This window comes from Kitasatospora cheerisanensis KCTC 2395, assembly GCF_000696185.1.
Taxonomy (GTDB): domain Bacteria; phylum Actinomycetota; class Actinomycetes; order Streptomycetales; family Streptomycetaceae; genus Kitasatospora; species Kitasatospora cheerisanensis.
Map to the genome: position 1 here is coordinate 7,568,118 of NZ_KK853997.1, position 16,537 is coordinate 7,584,654.

The 16,537-nt window shown below is 73.2% G+C and carries 15 protein-coding genes; 8 read left to right on the forward strand and 7 right to left on the reverse strand.

Features of this window, described 5'->3' with window-relative positions:
* The coding region (locus KCH_RS43015) for an ATP-binding protein (protein ID WP_035869674.1) at positions 1-990 on the reverse strand (990 nt) is incomplete at its 3' end.
* 138 nt (positions 991-1,128) lie between these two features.
* Here KCH_RS43015 and KCH_RS43020 point away from each other — a divergent pair.
* Entirely contained in the window at positions 1,129-1,626 is a 498-nt protein-coding gene (locus tag KCH_RS43020; RefSeq protein WP_035869677.1) for a GNAT family N-acetyltransferase, read from the forward strand.
* Between the two features lie 7 nt (positions 1,627-1,633).
* The gene (locus KCH_RS34065) at positions 1,634-2,227 is read left to right on the forward strand and encodes a dihydrofolate reductase family protein (protein ID WP_035869679.1); all 594 of its coding nucleotides are present in this window, start codon (positions 1,634-1,636) and stop codon (positions 2,225-2,227) included.
* 136 nt (positions 2,228-2,363) lie between these two features.
* Here the strand turns inward: KCH_RS34065 and KCH_RS47550 are convergent, their stop codons facing one another.
* Positions 2,364-2,654, reverse strand: coding sequence for a hypothetical protein (locus KCH_RS47550; protein WP_425268862.1), 291 nt, complete (start codon positions 2,652-2,654; stop codon positions 2,364-2,366).
* A gap of 50 nt (positions 2,655-2,704) precedes the next feature.
* Between KCH_RS47550 and KCH_RS47555 the strand changes: the two genes are divergently transcribed.
* From KCH_RS47555 to KCH_RS34080, 3 genes are all read left to right on the forward strand, one after another.
* Positions 2,705-3,196 carry a GNAT family N-acetyltransferase gene (locus tag KCH_RS47555; protein ID WP_425268863.1) on the forward strand — a complete coding sequence of 164 codons (492 nt, stop codon included), beginning with the start codon at positions 2,705-2,707 and terminating at the stop codon, positions 3,194-3,196.
* A 52-nt stretch (positions 3,197-3,248) separates the two neighbouring features.
* On the forward strand, positions 3,249-3,473 hold the full coding sequence (gene infA, locus KCH_RS34075) for a translation initiation factor IF-1 (protein ID WP_035869682.1): 225 nt from the start codon (positions 3,249-3,251) through the stop codon (positions 3,471-3,473).
* Positions 3,474-3,585: 112 nt separating this feature from the next.
* Entirely contained in the window at positions 3,586-4,761 is a 1,176-nt protein-coding gene (locus KCH_RS34080; protein ID WP_051653751.1) for an 8-amino-7-oxononanoate synthase, read from the forward strand.
* A gap of 77 nt (positions 4,762-4,838) precedes the next feature.
* On the opposite strand, the gene KCH_RS34085 is transcribed toward KCH_RS34080, so the two are convergent.
* Positions 4,839-6,347, reverse strand: a complete 1,509-nt coding sequence (locus KCH_RS34085; RefSeq protein WP_035869684.1) for an alkaline phosphatase family protein — start codon at positions 6,345-6,347, stop codon at positions 4,839-4,841.
* A 192-nt stretch (positions 6,348-6,539) separates the two neighbouring features.
* Between KCH_RS34085 and KCH_RS34090 the strand changes: the two genes are divergently transcribed.
* Positions 6,540-7,307 carry a GntR family transcriptional regulator gene (locus tag KCH_RS34090; RefSeq protein WP_035869686.1) on the forward strand — a complete coding sequence of 256 codons (768 nt, stop codon included), beginning with the start codon at positions 6,540-6,542 and terminating at the stop codon, positions 7,305-7,307.
* Positions 7,308-7,517: 210 nt separating this feature from the next.
* Positions 7,518-9,872 carry a glycoside hydrolase family 9 protein gene (locus KCH_RS34095; RefSeq protein WP_063750229.1) on the forward strand — a complete coding sequence of 785 codons (2,355 nt, stop codon included), beginning with the start codon at positions 7,518-7,520 and terminating at the stop codon, positions 9,870-9,872.
* Positions 9,873-9,887: 15 nt separating this feature from the next.
* Here KCH_RS34095 and KCH_RS34100 read toward each other — a convergent pair whose 3' ends face one another.
* From KCH_RS34100 to KCH_RS34115, 4 genes are all read right to left on the reverse strand, one after another.
* Positions 9,888-10,691 (reverse strand): chitosanase, encoded by an 804-nt coding sequence (locus tag KCH_RS34100; RefSeq protein WP_035875059.1) that lies wholly within the window; start codon positions 10,689-10,691, stop codon positions 9,888-9,890.
* A 446-nt stretch (positions 10,692-11,137) separates the two neighbouring features.
* On the reverse strand, positions 11,138-11,791 hold the full coding sequence (locus tag KCH_RS34105; protein WP_035869689.1) for a PASTA domain-containing protein: 654 nt from the start codon (positions 11,789-11,791) through the stop codon (positions 11,138-11,140).
* Positions 11,792-11,960: 169 nt separating this feature from the next.
* Entirely contained in the window at positions 11,961-13,223 is a 1,263-nt protein-coding gene (locus tag KCH_RS34110; RefSeq protein ID WP_035869692.1) for an MFS transporter, read from the reverse strand.
* Positions 13,220-13,822 (reverse strand): ArsR/SmtB family transcription factor, encoded by a 603-nt coding sequence (locus KCH_RS34115; protein WP_035869695.1) that lies wholly within the window; start codon positions 13,820-13,822, stop codon positions 13,220-13,222. Before KCH_RS34115 ends, KCH_RS34110 begins: the two co-directional genes overlap by 4 nt.
* Before the next feature lie 289 nt (positions 13,823-14,111).
* On the opposite strand from KCH_RS34115, the gene KCH_RS34120 reads away from it, so the two are divergent.
* Positions 14,112-16,268, forward strand: a complete 2,157-nt coding sequence (locus KCH_RS34120) for a M4 family metallopeptidase (RefSeq protein WP_035869701.1) — start codon at positions 14,112-14,114, stop codon at positions 16,266-16,268.
* Positions 16,269-16,537: the final 269 nt, after the last annotated feature.

A 16,537-nucleotide genomic window follows, 5' to 3' on the forward strand; every position in this document is an offset into this window, starting at 1 on the left:
GTGGGCGGCGATCCGGCGGGCCAGCGGGGCGCTGCGGTAGGCGGCCGCCCGCACCAGCGGGTGACGGAACGTCAGGGAGGTTCCGTCCAGGCGTATCAGGTCGGCGGTCTCGGCGGCTTCGAGCGCCGTCAGCGGGGCGCCGGCCGCGGCCAGTACGACGGCCAGCTCGCCGGTGTCGTCGGCGGCGGCGACCAGCAGCGCCGAGCGGGTCTCCGCGGGCAGCCGGTCGATCCGGGCGCCGAACGCGGCCCGCACCCGGGCGGAGGGCGTCGGATCGGCGGGCGTGGTCGGCAACGGGCCGAGCAGGCCGGTGCGCTGATCCTCGGTCAGCGAGCGGGGCAGCTCGATCAGCGCCAGCGGATTGCCGCGGGCCTCGGCCGCGACCCGCTCCCGGACGTGCGGGGACAGCCCCCCGCCGGCGTGCTCGGCGAGCAGCGCGGCCACCGCCCGCCGGTCCAGGGCGTCGAGCCGCAGCTCCGGCAGGCCGAGCGGCCGGGGCTCGCGCATCGCGAACAGCATCACCACGCCCTCGGCGTCCAGCCGCCGGGCCGCGAAGGCCAGGGCGTCCAGCGAGGCCCGGTCCAGCCACTGCGCGTCGTCGACGAGACAGAGCACCGGGTCCTCGCCCGCGTACTCCGACAGCAGGGTCAGCACCGCCAGGCCGGTCAGGAACCGGTCCTGGCCGGTGGGCGCGGCCAGCCCGAACGCCGTCCGCAGCGCGTCGGCCTGCGGCCCGGGCAGCCGGCCCAGCCGGTCGAGCGCCGGACGCAGCAACTGGTGCAGCGCGGCGAACGGCAGATCGCTCTCCGCCTCGATGCCGGTGGTCCGCAGCACCCGGGCCGGGCCCGCGCCGGCCGCCAACTCGTCCAGCAGCGCGGTCTTTCCGATACCGGCCTCGCCGTGGACGACCAGGGCGCCGCTGGCACCGTCCGCCGCCTCCGACAGCAGGCCTCTGAGCTGGCGCGATTCCGCGTCCCGACCGTAGAGCATCCGGGGAGTCTAGCCGCGCGGCGTACGGCATCCGACGTCGCGTTAGGTCATGGTGACGGATTCGCGGGCAGTACCCGCGCCCGTACGGTCGTTCCTGTCCGGGCCGATCGGCGGCCCGCACGAGGACACGGAGACGGGATGAGCGGGACGGCACCGTTCGGCATCGAGACGGCGCGGCTGCGGCTGCGCCCCTACACCCACGAGGAGGCGGCGCTCGTCCTGGCGGCCGGCACCGACCGGCAGGAGCACTGGAGCCCGGGCTTCCCGCGGACCGACGACCAGGACGTCGCGCGGATGTTCCTCGGACTGCCCGCCGGCGAGCCGCTGTTCGGGCCGCTGCAGATCGTGCTGCTGAGCAGCGACCTGGTGATCGGCGGCATCGGCTTCTTCGGGCCGCCCGACGAGACGGGCACGGTCGGACTCGGCTACGGCGTCGCCCCGGAGACCGAAGGGCGCGGCTACGCCACCGAGGCGCTGACCGCGCTGCTGCACCACGGCTTCGCGGACGGGCGGGTGCGGCGGGCGCTCGCCGACACCGACCACGACAACCTGGGCTCCCAGCGCGTCCTGGAGAAGGCCGGCCTGCGCCGGACCTCCTCCGACGAGCGCCTCCACTACTACTGCATCGAGGGCTGATCGAACCGTGCGCACCCTGACCTACTACGTCGCCACCACGCTCGACGGCTTCATCGCCGGCCCGGAGGGCGGCGACCCGAGCGGCCCGGCCGGCGGCTTCTTCGACGTCACCCCCGACTACCTCGAACACGTCGTCACGCACTACCCCGAGACGCTGCCGGGCCCGGCCCGGGAGCTGCTGGGGGTGACCGCGCCCGGCACCCGCTTCGACACCGTCGTGGAGGGCCGCCGCTCCTACCAGCTCGGGCTGGACGCCGGCCTCGCCGACGCCTACCCGCACCTGCGGCACTACGTCTTCTCCCGCACCCTCACCGCGCGCCCCGACGCGGCCGTCGAGGTGGTCGCCACCGACCCGGTGGAGAAGGTCCGCGAGCTCAAGGCCCGGCCGGGCGGCGGCATCTGGCTGGTCGGCGGCGGCGAACTCGCCGGCGCCCTCTACCCGGAGATCGACGAACTCGTCCTCAAGGTCAACCCCGTCACCATCGGCGCGGGCATCCCGCTGTTCGCCGGGAAGACCGGAGTGGACCCGCGCGCCTTCACGCCGGCCGAGCAGACGGTGCTGCCCGGCGGCGTCATGTTCCTCAGCTACGCGCGGGCCTGAGGACGCTCGGGAAGCGAAGCGATTTAAATGGGTTGGAGACGTCGGCGGAGCTTGCTAACGTACGGATCACCGTGACAGGACGCGAGGAGGTGAACACCCATGAGAGCTGGACCAAGGTGGGTGCTCCCCCTTCTCCTCACGGTGTGCGGCTGATCGAGCCGTCGTCGGGAGCGCCTTGGAATGCAGGCACTTCCGAAAGGCGACAGCCATGAACACTGTGACGATCACCCGGGTCGACGAGACCCAGTGGCAGGCGGTGGCGGACGAGCAGATCGTCGGCCACGGCGACCTCTCGCACCGGCCCGACGGCCGCATCTTCCTCTCCGTCGACGTCTGGCAGGACGACGCGTTCGACCCGCTCGCCGCGGCGATGCTCGCCGACCGGCCCGGCGAGGCGCTGCACACCCTGGTCGGCGGCGAGGACCACGAACTGACGGCCCGTTGGGAACGGGCCGGGTTCGCCGTCGCGCGGCGCGAGTGGGAGTACGTCGTGCCCACCCGCACCGGAACGGCGGCCCGGCGCCCGAGGGCGTCACCGTCCTGCCCGCCGGCACGGCCGAGGAGCCGCTGCTGCGCGCCCTCGACCGCGAGATCCGCGCCCAGGTCGAAGCCGCCGTCGGCTGGCACACCATGCCCGCCGAACTCCGGCCCTGCCCGCCCGGAGACACCCTGATCGACCCGTCGCTGTACGCGGTCGCCGTGGTCGACGGTCGCTACGCCGGCCTGGCCCGGGTAGTGTCTCGGAGGGGCGCGGCCCGGATCGGGCTGCTCGCGGTGCGCGAGGAGCACCGGCGCCGCGGCGCCGGGCAGGCCCTGCTCGGCCACGCGCTCGACACCCTCGGCCGGGCCGGCATCGCCGCCGCCTGCGTCGAGATCGACCAGGCCAACACGGCCGCCACCGCCCTGTTCGAGCGCTTCGGCGCCCGACGGACCGGCCACCTCGCGGAACTGGTGCGCCGCCCGCACTGACCGCCGGACCACCCGCACGTCTTCGCTTCACCGACTCGAGAAACGAGAACCCTTGCCACGCGTCTCCAAAGGCCTGGAAATCGAGGGCACCGTACAGGAGTGCCTCCGCAACGCCACCTTCAAGGTGGAACTGCAGAACGGCCACCAGGTGCTCGCCCACATCAGTGGGAAGATCCGCAAGAACTACATCAAGATCCTCCCGTTCGACCGCGTCCTGGTCGAGCTCAGCCCCTACGACCTGACCAGGGGCCGGATCATGTACCGCTACCGCAACTGACCCCCCGTCAGTAGCCCGGAGAGCGGCGGCCACGGCGGGCGGTGTGTGCGAAGGCGCACATCGCGCCGGCGGCCGTTGCCCCCGGGCCGGGCGGGGTGACAGAGTGCCGGACATGGAAGACACGCAGGTCGGGACGGCCACGCGGGCCGCACGCCCGGAGACGGTGTTCGACTGGGTGGACGCGGAAGCGGCCCGGCGGGAGGCCGCCGGGCTGACCAGGCGGCTGCGCAGCCGCACCCCCGAGGACGACCTGCTCGACCTGGCGTCCAACGACTACCTGGGCCTCACCCGCCACCCGGCCGTCACCGCCGCCGCCGCCGAGGCCGCACTGCGCTGGGGCGGCGGCTCCACCGGCTCCCGGCTGGTCACCGGCACCACCGAGGGCCACACCGAACTCGAGCGGGAACTCGCCGAGTTCTGCGGCTACCAGGCGGCCCTGGTGTTCTCCTCCGGCTACACCGCCAACCTGGCCGTGCTCACCGCGCTCGCCGGCCCGGACACCCTGATCGTCTCCGACGCCCACAACCACGCCTCGCTGATCGACGGCTGCCGCCTCGCCAAGGGCCAGGTCGCCCGGGCCGCGCACTGCGACCCGCGGTCCGTCCGCGCGGCGCTCGCCGCCCGCACCCTGCCGCGCGCCCTGGTGGTCACCGACTCGGTGTTCTCGGTCGACGGAAACGCCGCACCCCTCACCGAACACCTCGCCGCCGCCCGCGAGTTCGGCGCCGCCCTGGTGCTGGACGACGCGCACGGCCTCGGCGTGCTCGGCCCCGGCGGGGCCGGGGCCGGCGCCGCCTCCGGCATCGCCGGGCAGCCCGACGTGGTCGCCACCGCCACCCTGTCCAAGTCGCTCGGCGCGCAGGGCGGCGTGGTGCTCGGCCCCGAACGGGTGATCCGGCACCTGGTCTCCGCCGCCCGCACCTTCATCTTCGACACCGGCCTCAACCCGGCCGCCGTCGGCGCCGCGCTCGGCGCGCTGCGCCTGCTGCGCGCCGAACCCGGCCGGGCCGCCGACGCCCTCCGGGTGGCCCGCGAACTCTCCACCCGCCTCGCCGAGCACGGCCTCGACACCACCGCGCCCGACGGCGCGGTGGTGTCGGTGCGGGCCGACGACCCGGAGCACGCGGTGCGCTGGGCCGCCGCCTGCCGGGACGAAGGACTCGCGGTCGGCTGCTTCCGCCCGCCGTCCGTCCCCGACGGCGTTCCCCGGCTGCGGCTGACCGCCCGCGCCGACCTGACCGCCGATCAGATCGCCTTCGCGGTCGGCGTGGTGGTCAAGACCCGGTAGGCCCGCCGGGCAGCGGCTCGGCCGGTCGGCACCGGCCCGGGCGGGGCTCGGCCGGTGAACGCCGGTCCGAGTGGGGCTCAGCCGGTGAACGCCACCTGGTCGACCGTCCAGAACGCCGAGTTGGTGCCGGTGTAGCGGAACTGGAAGCGCGCCGTGGACGCGCCCGCCGGCACCGTGACGTTCAGGTGCTCGACCGTGTTCAGGTCGGCCCGGTAGGACTTCACCAGCTGCGGGGCGCCGTTGTCGAACACCACGTACACGTCGCCGGTCTGCGGGCCGTCGATCTTGTAGTCGGTGGCGAAGGACAGCGTGCCCCGGCTCAGGCCGGCCACCGGGTAGGCCGGGCTGATCAGCGTCGAGTCGAACTGGCCGGTGCCGTGCGTCTTGTCGTCCCACTCGTCGGAGTCCGCGACCGCGAACACGTTGCGCGCCCGGACGTTGGTCTCGCGGCTCTGGCCGAGCTGCGCGGCCGTCCAGAACTCGTCCGTGGCGAAGGCCCAGCCGCGCCACTCGGTGACCCCGCCGGACGGCATCCGGGAGTTGTCGATCGACCAGCCGGCCGGCGGGGTGTGGGTGAAGCCCTTGACCGTGGAGGCGATGCCGGTCTCGTCCACCCGGGACTGCAGGGTGGGCCGCAGCGCGTCGAACGCGTCCGGGACGATCTCGTCGACGGGGGTGCCGTCCAGACCCCAGGCCGGGTCGATCGGGGCGCCCTGGTGCTTGAGCACGGTCGGCGCGATGTCCACCGGCTTGACGTCGTAGCGGTGCGCGCCCGCCTGGTAGCCGCGGCCGTTCAGCACCATCCAGGTCTGCCGCTCGTTGGCCGAGTTGCCGCCGTGGCCGCCCGCGTCGGTGTGGCCGTGGTCGGTGGTGAGCACCACCAGCCAGTCCTCCGAGGCGTAGCCGGGGCGGGACTTGAGCCCGGCCATCACCTGGCCGACCAGGCCGTCCACGCCGTGGATCGCCGCCAGGTACTGGCTGCTCGTGCCGCCGTAGCTGTGGCCGGCCTCGTCGACCTCGTCGAAGTGCAGGAAGACCGCGTCCGGGTTGCCGTGGGCGAGGAAGTCGGCGGCGTCGGAGGCGGTCTTGGCGTCGTTCTCGCTCTCCGGGATCCGCAGGTCGGCGGCGCCGTTGAAGACGTTCGCGGTGATCGGGTTCCACGAGCCGATCACCAGCGTGGAGTTGCCCGGGTCGGCGGCCTCCAGCCGGCTCGCCCAGTCCGGGTACAGGTCGAAGCGGGCGCCCGTGAACGCGTTGTCCAGCACCTTGTGCTTGTCCGGCCACACCCCGGTGGCGATGGTCGACCAGCCGGGTCCGGAGAGCGTCGGGGCCAGCGGGTTCGCGTACAGGTTGGACGTCGCGGTGGTCCCGGACGCGATCAGCGCCTTCAGGTTCGGCGCGTCGGCGGTCAGCAGCTTGTCGTAGCGGGTGCCGTCGATGCCGATCACCAGGGTCTTCACCTGCTTGGTGCCGTTCGGCAGGCCGTTGTACGAGCCGGCGGCCGCGGCTGCGGAGGACGTGCCGACCGGCAGCAGAGCGGCCGCGACGGCGATCGAAAGAGCAAGAGTGGTACGGGAGTTGCGCACGGGGTCTCCCAACGGAAAGCGGCTCGGTGCGGTCGCACCGGCAGACCGAGGATGGGGCGGCGGGGCGAGCGTGACCCCCATCCGAGTCCACGATTGTATGAACAAGTGTCAAAATTCAGTCCAGACCGGTTACCTGTTCGTTATCGAGCGAGGGCGGCCGGGCAGCGAGTCGAGAGGGCCTAGGGTGGAGCGGTGAACCCCGGCAGCCACCGCGCCCCCCTCACCCCCGCCAGGTCCGGCGTCCCGGAGCACGGGCGGGTGCCGAAGTACTACCTGGTGAAGGCCCGGCTCGAAGAGCTGCTCGCGGAACTCGGCCCCGGCGGGCGGCTCCCCACCGAGGCGGCGCTGGCCGAGCGGTACGGGGTCGCCCGGGCCACCCTGCGGCTGGCACTGCGCGACCTGCTGCTCGAAGGGCGACTGCGCCGCCAGGGGCGGGGCACCGTGGTGGCCGGCGCCAAGATCGAGCAGCCGCTGTCGCTGGCCAGCTACACCGAGGGCGTCACCCGCCAGGGCCTGCGCCCCGGACGCACCCTGGTCGCCCTCGACCGGCTGGCCGCCGACCCGGCCCTCGCCGAACGCCTGGCGATCGCCCCCGGCGAACCGCTCTGGCACCTGGAGCGCGTCCTGCACGCCGACGAGGAGCGCGTCGGTCTGGAGTCCAGCTACCTCCCGGTCGCCCGAGTCCCGGACCTGGACCGCGCGTTCGACCCCACCGGCTCGCTCTACGCCCACCTGCGCGGCCACGGCATCCACCTCGCCGGAGCGGAGGAACGCATCGAGACGGTGCTCGCCACCCCGCGCGAGGCCCTGCTGATCGGCACCCCGCCCGCACTGCCGATGCTGCTGCTGCACCGCCGCAGCCGCGACGCCGCCGGCCGGCCGCTGGAACTCGTCCGCTCCCTCTACCGCGGCGACCGCTTCAGCTTCACCCTCGACCTCACCGCCGGGGCCGACGACTGACGGCGGCGGGCCGCACGACCGACGTCGCGGGTGGCCGGCGACCGACGCCGCCGGTGCCGGACGACCGACGCCGCCGGGGCGGGCGACCGACGCCGGGGTGGCGGGCGACTGATGCGACGTCAATTCACCCGCAGGGCCTTGACCGCGTCCGACCAGCGCCCTAGCTTCCTGGGACAGTAAGGAAGACTTCCTAACGGTTGGGAGCTGCTGATGGTCACGCCCCGGACACCGGCCCGACGAACCGCCCTCGGCGCGCTGCTCGCCGCCGCGCTCACCGCCACCCCGCTCGCGCTCGGCGCCGGGCCCGCGCAGGCCGCCGCCACCGGCCTGGTCCGCGTCGACCAGGCCGGGTTCCTGCCCGGCGAGACCAAGCAGGCCTACCTGATGACCAGCGCCGCGGTCTCCGCCGCGAACTGGAGCCTGGTCGACTCCGCCGGAGCCACCGTCAAGACGGGCACCGTCGGCACCACCAGCCTCGGCTCGTGGAACAGCGCCTACCCGGCCGTCTACCCGATCACCCTCACCGGCCTGACCACGCCCGGCACCTACCACCTGGTGGTCGGCGGCGGAGTGAGCGCCACCTCGCCGAGCTTCAAGGTCACCGACCCGGCCGCGCTGTACGGCAGGTTCGTCGCCGACGGCGTCAGCTTCTTCCAGACCCAGCGCGACGGCGCCGACACCGTCCCCGGCCCGCTCGGCCGCAAACCCGCCCACCTGAACGACGCGAGCGCGAACGTCTACGCCGTCCCGTCCTTCCAGAGCGGCGGCTCCGACGTCATCACCAACAGCGACCTGTCGAAGACCGGCGGACCGGTCAACGTCAGCGGCGGCTGGTTCGACGCCGGCGACTACCTGAAGTTCACCCACACCACCGCCTACGCCGACGCGGTGCTGCTCGCCGCCCAACGCGCCCTCGGCAGCGCCGCGCCCGCGAGCCTCGGCGCCGAGGCGCAGTTCGGCGCGGCCTGGCTGAACCGGATGTGGGACCAGTCCAGCAAGACCCTGTACCTCCAGGTCGGCATCGGCTCCGGCAACGCCAGCGGCAGCTTCGTCGGCGACCACGACCTGTGGCGGCTGCCCGAGAAGGACGACGGCGACACCTCCGCCGCACACCGCTACGCCGCCGCGCACCGCCCGGTGTTCCGCGCCAACACCCCCGGCGGGCAGGTCAGTCCGAACCTCGCCGGGCGGGTCTCCGCCGCGTTCGCGCTCGCCGCACAGGTCAACGCCGCCACCGATCCGGCGCAGGCCCAGGCGTACTACCAGGCCGCCGCCTCGCTGTACGCGCTGGCGAACACCTCGGCCCCGCCGAACCCGCTCACCACCGCCGCCCCGAACGACTACTACCCCGAGTCCACCTGGCGCGACGACATGGAGTTCGGCGGCGCCGAACTCGCCCTCGCCGCCCAGAAACTGGGCCAGAACGCCACGCCGTACCTGACCGCCGCGGCCGGCTGGGCGAAGGGCTACCTGGCGAACGACAAGGGCGACACCTTCAACCTGTACGACACCAGCGCGCTCGCCCACGCCGACCTGATCCGGGCCGTCGCCGCCGCCGGCAACCCCGGCGGACTGGCCGTCAGCACCGCCGACCTGGTCGCCGACCTGAAGCGGCAGACCAAGGTCGGTGCCGACCACGCCGCCGCCGACCTCTTCCACGCCGGCGGCACCTACACCGACTTCGACGTCAACTCGCACAGCTTCGGCCTGCTCGCCACCGAGGCGCTCTACAAGCAGGCCAGCGGCGACACCTCCTTCGACGCCTACGCCACCCAGCAGCGCAACTGGCTGTTCGGCGCCAACCCGTGGGGCACCGGCTTCATGGTCGGCGAAGGCACCACCTACCCGCACTGCATCCAGCACCAGGTCGCCAACATCAACGGCTCCACCGACGGCACCGGCGCGATCCCGCTCGGCGCGGTCGTCAACGGCCCCAACTCCTCCGGCATCTTCAGCGGCGGACTCGGCGGCTACGAGACCGGCATGAAGGCCTGCCCGGCCGGCGGCGCCGACCCGTTCAACGCGTTCACCGGCCACAGCAGCCGCTACGTCGACGACGTCCGCTCCTGGCAGACCTCCGAGCCCGCGATCGACATGACCGGCTCCGCGATCATCGGCGCCGCCCTGCAACAGGCCGTCAACTCCGCTGCCACGCCCGGCAGTACCGGCTACGAGGCGGAGGCCGCCGGCAACGGCCTGACCGGGCGGGCGGCCGTGATCGCCTGCGCGGCCTGCTCCGGCGGCAGCCGGGTCGGCTACCTGGGCACCGTCACCGCCGGAACGGGCACCCTCACCGTCAACGGCATCACCGCCGCCACCGCCGGGACGTACCAGGTGCAGCTCGTCTACACCAACGGCTCGGCCGGCGCCCGGACCGCCGAACTCTCCGTCAACGGCGGGCCGGTGACGACACTGAGCTTCGCGCCGACCGGGGCCTTCACCACACCCGGCACGGTGACGGTGGGCCTCGCCCTGGCGGCCGGGACCAACACCGTCACCCTGGCGAACCCCTCCGGCGCCGCGCCCGACCTCGACCGGCTGGTGGTGCCCGCGAGTCCGGCTTAGCCGATCGGCCGAGTGTCAGGCGGTGATGGTGTAGGTGTCGCCGTACACCTGCCAGACCAGCGGGGGCCGCAGGTCGAGGTTGCCGGCCTGGAGGAACACCCGCTGCTCGGTGTCGATCCTGGACGTGTTGCGGTTCGGGTGGCCGTTCAGCATGTAGGCCTTGCGGGCGTCCAGGAAGGCGTTCAGGTAGGCCGTCTCGTCGCCGCCCTTGGCCGGGGTCTTCGCCTTGGCCAGGGCGGTGGTGCGGATGGTGGCGAAACCGACCGGGCCCTGCACCACGATCGCGTCGTAGTAGACGAACTGGCCGAGCGCATGCAGCCCGTCCGTCTTCGCCTGCTGCACCGCCGGGGTGAAGTACTGCCGGTCGCGCTCCTCGTTCTGGGCCTGCTGGAGCAGCGGGTCCTTCGCGGCGAGCTGCCAGTCGCCGACGAAGGTCGGGTCGAGGCCCAGGTGCGAGGCGCTGCCGTCGAGCAGGGCCAGCGCCGGCAGGTACTTGGCCAGGATGTTGTTCGGCTTCAGCGCGGTGTAGCGGGTGATCACGTCCGCCAGGTCGCCCGTGCCGGAACAGAAGCCGACGATGCCGGCGGTGTAGCCGTGGCCGTCGCCGATGTCCTCGATGTACGGGTACTGGGACCGCCAGTCCAGGGTGGAGTTCTCGGCACTGGAGACCAACTGCTGCGCGTACTCCTTCCACTTCGCGTCGGTGAGCTCGGGCCGAGGGGCGGTCGTGGCGGTCGGAGTGGGCGTCGGCGACGGTGTCGGTGTCGCGGCGGCGAGCCGGGCGGGCTCGGCCCCGACCTGGGCGGCGGCGAGCCGGATCGCGGCCGCGGTGGGCGGCTCCGGGGAAGTGACGGTCTCAGTGGGGGAGTCGGGCGCAGCGGCGGATATCGGAGGCGGGGCGGTGACTCCTGGCCTCCGGGCGGCTGCCGCCTCGCCCTGCGGCGCGGCCACGGCGATGCCCGTCGTCACCGCCGCTGCCACCCCCACCGCCAGCGCCACCCGGGCGGGGCGCGGCCGTCTGCCGCCTCTGGTTGCTCCGCTGTGCATGGGTACGGCTCCGTTTCGTGTCGGCTACCGCCCCGCCCGGGGGAGCGGGGCCGCGGTCTCCCCGGACCAACGGCCTTCCCACGTCCGGCGATTCGATCCCACCGTAACGGAGCGCCCCAATCCGGTTCGGCGCCTGACGCTACCTCAGCCCCCCACCCCCCGTCTGCCGGACCCGCCGGACTGCCGGTTACTGTCTGGCCGGCGACGTGGATGCGGTGCTACGGGCAGGTCTCGCCGAACTTGGTGACCCGGAGCGTCACCGGCTGTCCGTTCAGCACGGTGCCCGGCGCGGGGTCCTGCGAGCAGACCTGCCAGTTCGACTCGACCAGGACCATGCGTGACTGCGTCGCGTCCTTCGTGGTGATGCCGGTGTTCCCCGGCAGCATGGTCCGTGCCGATGCCATCGACTTGCCCTTCAGGTCCGGCATCGGCGACCCGGCCGTTGCCGCCGGCGGCGTCGCCGCTCCCTGGTCCGTCGCGGGGCACGTCTCGTCGAGCTTCACGGCGGCCATGTCGACCGTGGCGCGGGTCGGCTGCGGTCCGGACGTCGGTGTCTGCGCACACACCTTCCAGTCGCGGTCGAGGATCTGGTGCCGGGACCGGCCCAGCGCGTCATGGGAGACGAGGCTGTAGAACCCGGCGGCCTGGGCCTTGTCCTGGGCGGCCTGGAGGTCCATTCCGGTGAAGTCGGGCAGGTCGGCGCTCTTCGCGCTGTCGGTGGCGGGTGCCGGGTTGCCGGCCGGCGTGGTGGGAGCCGGCGGCGCGGCCGCGCTGGTGGGCGGCGCGCCAGGAGCGGGCACGGGGTCGCAGGCCGTCGCGGCGAGGGCGACGGCCAGGACCGGAGCGGAGGCGAGGAGGGTGGGTCGCTGCATGCTCGAAGTCCCTCGGTAGGCACGGGGTCGGAAGACTGGGACCGTAACGGACGTGCCGGTTCCGCGTACGCCGGGAATCTGAATTGTCATCACATGTTCGATTTCAGCGCGCAGTTGGTGAATCGCGACCTCGACCGGCCGGCATGCCGGTGGTGGCGGGCGGTCGTGGTCAGAGCGAAGCGAGGTCGCGGATGCGAGGGATCGGGGAGGCGAGCAGCCAGAGGGCGGAGAGGGTGCCGCCGAGGGCGGCGAGGAGGAGGGCGGGGCGGAGGCCGAGGGTGGTGGCGAGGAGGCCGCCGGTGAGGGCGCCGAGGGGGCGGATGCCGTAGTTGACGGTGGCGAAGGCGCCGGTGACGCGGCTGCGGAGCGGGTCCGGGACGACGGCGGTCTGCAGCGAGTTGAGGTTGGTGTCGAAGAGCATGACGCCGAGCGCGGAGAGGAACTCGGCCGCCGCGAGCACGCCCGCGCGGGCCCAGGCCGGTCCGTCGGCGAGGGTGAGCAGGGCGACCGGGGCGGGGAAGAGGACCGAGCCGAGGACGATGGTCCGGCCGAGGCCGAGGCGGCGGGACAGGGCCGGGGCGAGCAGCGCGCCGAGCAGGCCGCCGGTCGAGCCGAGGCCGAACGCGGCGCCGATGCTGCCCGCCGAGAGGCCGAGGGTGCGGCCGGCGAAGAGCACCACCAGGCCGTAGCCGAGAAAGGTGAAGAAGTTGACGGTGGTGCAGCAGCCGAGACTCGCCCGCAGCACCGGGTGGCGCACCAGGTAGCGCAGCCCCGCCCGCGCCCGGGACAGCACCGGCTCGGGCCGGCCGGTGTCGCCGGCCTCCGCCCGCGGCACGCGGATGCGGCCGATCAGCAGCGCCGAGAGGAGGAAGGAGAGCGCGTCCACCAGCACCGCGACGGGCGCCGTCAGGGCCTGCACGAGTGCGCCGCCGAGGGCCGGGCCGGCGATCTGCGAGGCCGAACGGGTCGCACTGAGCTTGCTGTTGGCGTCCAGGTAGGCCGAGCGCGGCACCAGGTGGGCGAAGAACGGCGAGTAGGCGTTGTTGAACAGCACGCCGGCCGCGCCCGTCACCACCGCGACGGTGTAGAGCTGAGTCAGCGTCACGGTGCCCGCCAGTGCGGCGAGCGGCAGGGTGGCGAGGGCGAGCGCCCGGACGACGTCCGCGACCACCAGCAGGCGGCGCTTGTCCGGGCGGCCGTCCACCCAGGCGCCGAGGAGGACCGCGAGCAGGTGCGGGGCCCAGAGCAGTGCGGTCAGGGCGGCGACCTGCGCGGTGGAGGCGCGCAGGGCCGTGACGGCGATCAGCGGGAGGGCCAACTCGGTGATCCGGTCGCCGAATTGGGAGATCGACTGGCCGGCCCAGAATTGCAGGAAGCGGCGGTCGCGCCAGAGCGGAGCGGTACCGGGGCGGGCCGGGGCGAGCGCGGTCATGCCTCGGCGCCCGGGGGGTCGGCGGGAGCGGCCTCCGGCAGGGCGTACCGCATCAGGCGGACCGGGCGGGCGTCGTCCGGCCAGTCGGCGGCGTCGCGGTGCACGTACGGGGCGAGCAGGCGCTCCACCGCGTCCGAGAGTTCGGCGAGTTCGGCGGGGGAGAGGACCACGCGGGTGTTGGCGAGGCCGGACAGCTGCCGCCACTCCAGGGGCAGGCCGGGCTCGACCTCGGTGATCCACCGGGACGGCAACGCCGAGGAGCGCAGGAACAGTTGCTGCGAGAGGGCGCGCGCCGCCTCCCCGCCCTCGCCGTCGTCCGTCGGCGCGAACCGGAAGCCGCGCCCCACCGCCTCCCACCGCCGGGTGCGCCGGTCCGGTCCGGGCTCGGCGTCCCGCACCAGGCCGAACTCGGCGAGATGCCGCAGGTGCCAACTCGCCACCGTCGGCGTCGCCCCCACGTGCGGCGCCAACTCGCTCGCGGTGGCGGCCCCGTGGAGCCGCAACCGCTCCAGGACGGCCAGCCGGACGGGATGGGCGAGCGCGCGCATCGCGCGCGGATCGGTGAGCTCGACGTCACCGAGCGGATTGCCGGAGTTCATTCCTGAGAGTGTGCTCTCACACTTTCTGAGAGTCAACTCTCATAATTCCGGGCACCGTTGCCGGCCCTCGTCCCACCCTCGCCCGCCGCCGGCCGGGTCCGCGGGTCGGGCCCTGACGGGGCGTCGGGGAGACCCTTGTACGGCCCTTGTGGGGTTGGCGAGGGCATGTCGCGAGGGGGGTTCGCGGATCTAGCGTCCTGCCGCCGAGCCGAAACCGGCCGGGACACCTCACCCCTACGGTGTGCCCGGCCGTCCCCCATCAACCCCGGCTCGGTGGGAGGAATACCCGATGAACCGCAAGACCGCTCTGGCGGCGGCTGTCGCGGCCGCCCTCACCCTGGGCACCGCCGCGCTGGCCACCTCGCAGAACGTCGCGCTGGCCAGCGCCGCCACCCAGTCCGGCGCAGGCTTCCAGGCGATGAGCACGGTGGGCCGGCAGGCCGCGCTGGACCAGGCGGCCAAGGACGCCCCGGCCGTGGCCAAGCAGCTGGGTCTCGGCCCGGACGAGCGCCTGGTCGCCAAGGACGTGCTGGTCGAGCAGGACGGAGCCCGGCACGTGCGGTACGACCGCACCTACCGCGGGCTGCCGGTGGTCGGTGGCGACCTGGTCGTGCACCGGGCGAAGAACGGCGCGATCACGTCCACCACCTGGGCCCACGACGGCGCGATCAAGGGCGTCGCCGGGGTGACGCCGAAGCTCTCCGCGCAGGACGCCTCCAAGACCGCCGAGCGCAGCGCCAAGCACGTCAAGCAGGCCCGCACCACCAACCTGGACACCAGCCAGCTGGTGGTCTGGGCGGTCGGCAAGGTCCCGGTGCTCGCGTACCGCAACACCGTCACCGGCGCGGGCGACGCCGGCGCCAACTCCCGTGAGGCCGTGCTCGTCGACGCGGCGAGCGGCGCCGTCCTCGACCAGTACGAGGTCAACCCGGAGATCGGCGGCACCGGCAACGGCGTCAACGTCGGCCAGGTCACCCTGGAGACCAGCCAGGGCGGCAGCGGCTACACGCTGACCGACGCGCTGCACGGCTCCACGGTCGTCTACGACTCGTACAACAGCCCGCAGTCCAACCCGGCGCAGAACGCCCGCACCTTCAGCAAGTCCACCAACTCCTGGGGCAACGGCTCCACTTCGAGCCGCGAGAGCGCCGCCGTGGACGCCTCCTACGGCCTCGCCAAGACCTGGGACTTCTACAAGAACACCTTCAACCGCAGCGGCATCCGCAACGACGGCCGCGGCGCCCCGGCGTACGTGCACGTCGACAACCAGCTGCTGAACGCGTTCTACGACGACAGCTGCTTCTGCATGTCCTTCGGCGACGGCTCCTCGCAGAACGGCAACATCCCGCTGACCGCGCTCGACGTGTCCGGCCACGAGATGAGCCACGGCGTCACCGCCGCCACCGCCAACCTCAACTACTCCGGCGAGTCCGGCGGCCTCAACGAGGCCACCTCCGACATCTTCGGCACCATGGTCGAGTTCTCGGCCGGCAACAGCACCGACCCCGGTGACTACTACATCGGCGAGAAGCTCAACATGGGCAACGGCTACCTGCGCCGGATGGACAACCCGGCCGCCGACGGCAGCTCGCTGGCCTGCTACAGCAGCCGGGCCGGCCAGGTGGACGTGCACTACTCCTCCGGCATCGCCAACCACTTCTTCTACCTGACCGCCGAGGGCACCGGCGCCAAGACCATCGGCGGCCTGCCGCACAACGGCACCCCGTGCAACGGCGACAGCTTCAGCGGCATCGGCAAGGACAAGGCCGCGGCCGTCTGGTACCGCGCCCTGACCACCTACATGACCTCCACCACCAACTACTCCTCCGCCCGCACCGCCACCCTGCAGGCCGCCGCCGACCTGTACGGCGCCAACTCCCAGGAGCGGTACATCGTCTCCAAGGCGTGGGCCGCCGTCTCGCTCGGCACCGCCCTGCCCGACCCGGGCGGCAGCACCTCCTCCCCGAGCCCGTCCCCGTCCGGCTCGCCCACCGGCAACCCCAACCCCGGAAACGCCCTCACCAACGGCGACTTCGAGCAGGGCGCCACCGGCTGGACGCAGAGCGCCAACGACATCACCAACTCCAACCAGCAGACCCCGCACGGCGGTTCCTGGTACGCCTGGATGATGGGCTACGGCTCCGCCGCCACCGAGACGCTGTCGCAGAACAGCATCGCGGTGCCCGCCACCGGCAGCCCGAAGCTCACCTTCTGGCTGAAGGTCACCACCCAGGAGTCCGGCTCCACCGCCTACGACACCCTGAAGGTCAACGTCAACGGCGCCACCCTGGCCACCTACTCCAACGCCAACGCCAGCGCCGGGTACGTGCAGAAGACCGTCGACCTGAGCGCCTTCCGCGGCCAGACCGTCAACCTCCAGTTCGCCGGCCAGGAGGACGCCTACCTGTCCACCGTCTTCCTGCTCGACGACGTCTCCGTCGGCTGACCGGCCCCCTTCAAGGCCGTCCCCAACGGCTCGGCCTTAAAGGGAACTTAACGGAGCGTCGCAGGCGTGTCGTGTTCATGTGACACCCTCGCGCGAGCCGGTCGGAGACGGCACACTGACCGCCATGACCGGCATACTCCCCGGCCCGGCCGGACCCGCCAGCACCACCGCGGGTCCGGCCGAGCCCGCACTCGTCGACCGTGCGAACCTGCTCGCCGACACCCGTGCCGCACTCGCCGCCACCGGCGGCGTCCTGCTGCACGGACCGG

Excerpts from the sequence above, each read along its gene's own strand:
- KCH_RS34110 (WP_035869692.1), bottom strand. The coding sequence starts at position 13,223 with ATGACCGCGCTCGCCCCGGCCCGCCCCGGTACCGCTCCGCTCTGGCGC.
- KCH_RS34080 (WP_051653751.1), top strand. The coding sequence starts at position 3,586 with ATGGAAGACACGCAGGTCGGGACGGCCACGCGGGCCGCACGCCCGGAG.
- KCH_RS34120 (WP_035869701.1), top strand. The coding sequence starts at position 14,112 with ATGAACCGCAAGACCGCTCTGGCGGCGGCTGTCGCGGCCGCCCTCACC.
- KCH_RS43020 (WP_035869677.1), top strand. The coding sequence starts at position 1,129 with ATGAGCGGGACGGCACCGTTCGGCATCGAGACGGCGCGGCTGCGGCTG.
- KCH_RS34095 (WP_063750229.1), top strand. The coding sequence starts at position 7,518 with ATGGTCACGCCCCGGACACCGGCCCGACGAACCGCCCTCGGCGCGCTG.
- KCH_RS34115 (WP_035869695.1), bottom strand. The coding sequence starts at position 13,822 with ATGAACTCCGGCAATCCGCTCGGTGACGTCGAGCTCACCGATCCGCGC.
- KCH_RS34105 (WP_035869689.1), bottom strand. The coding sequence starts at position 11,791 with ATGCAGCGACCCACCCTCCTCGCCTCCGCTCCGGTCCTGGCCGTCGCC.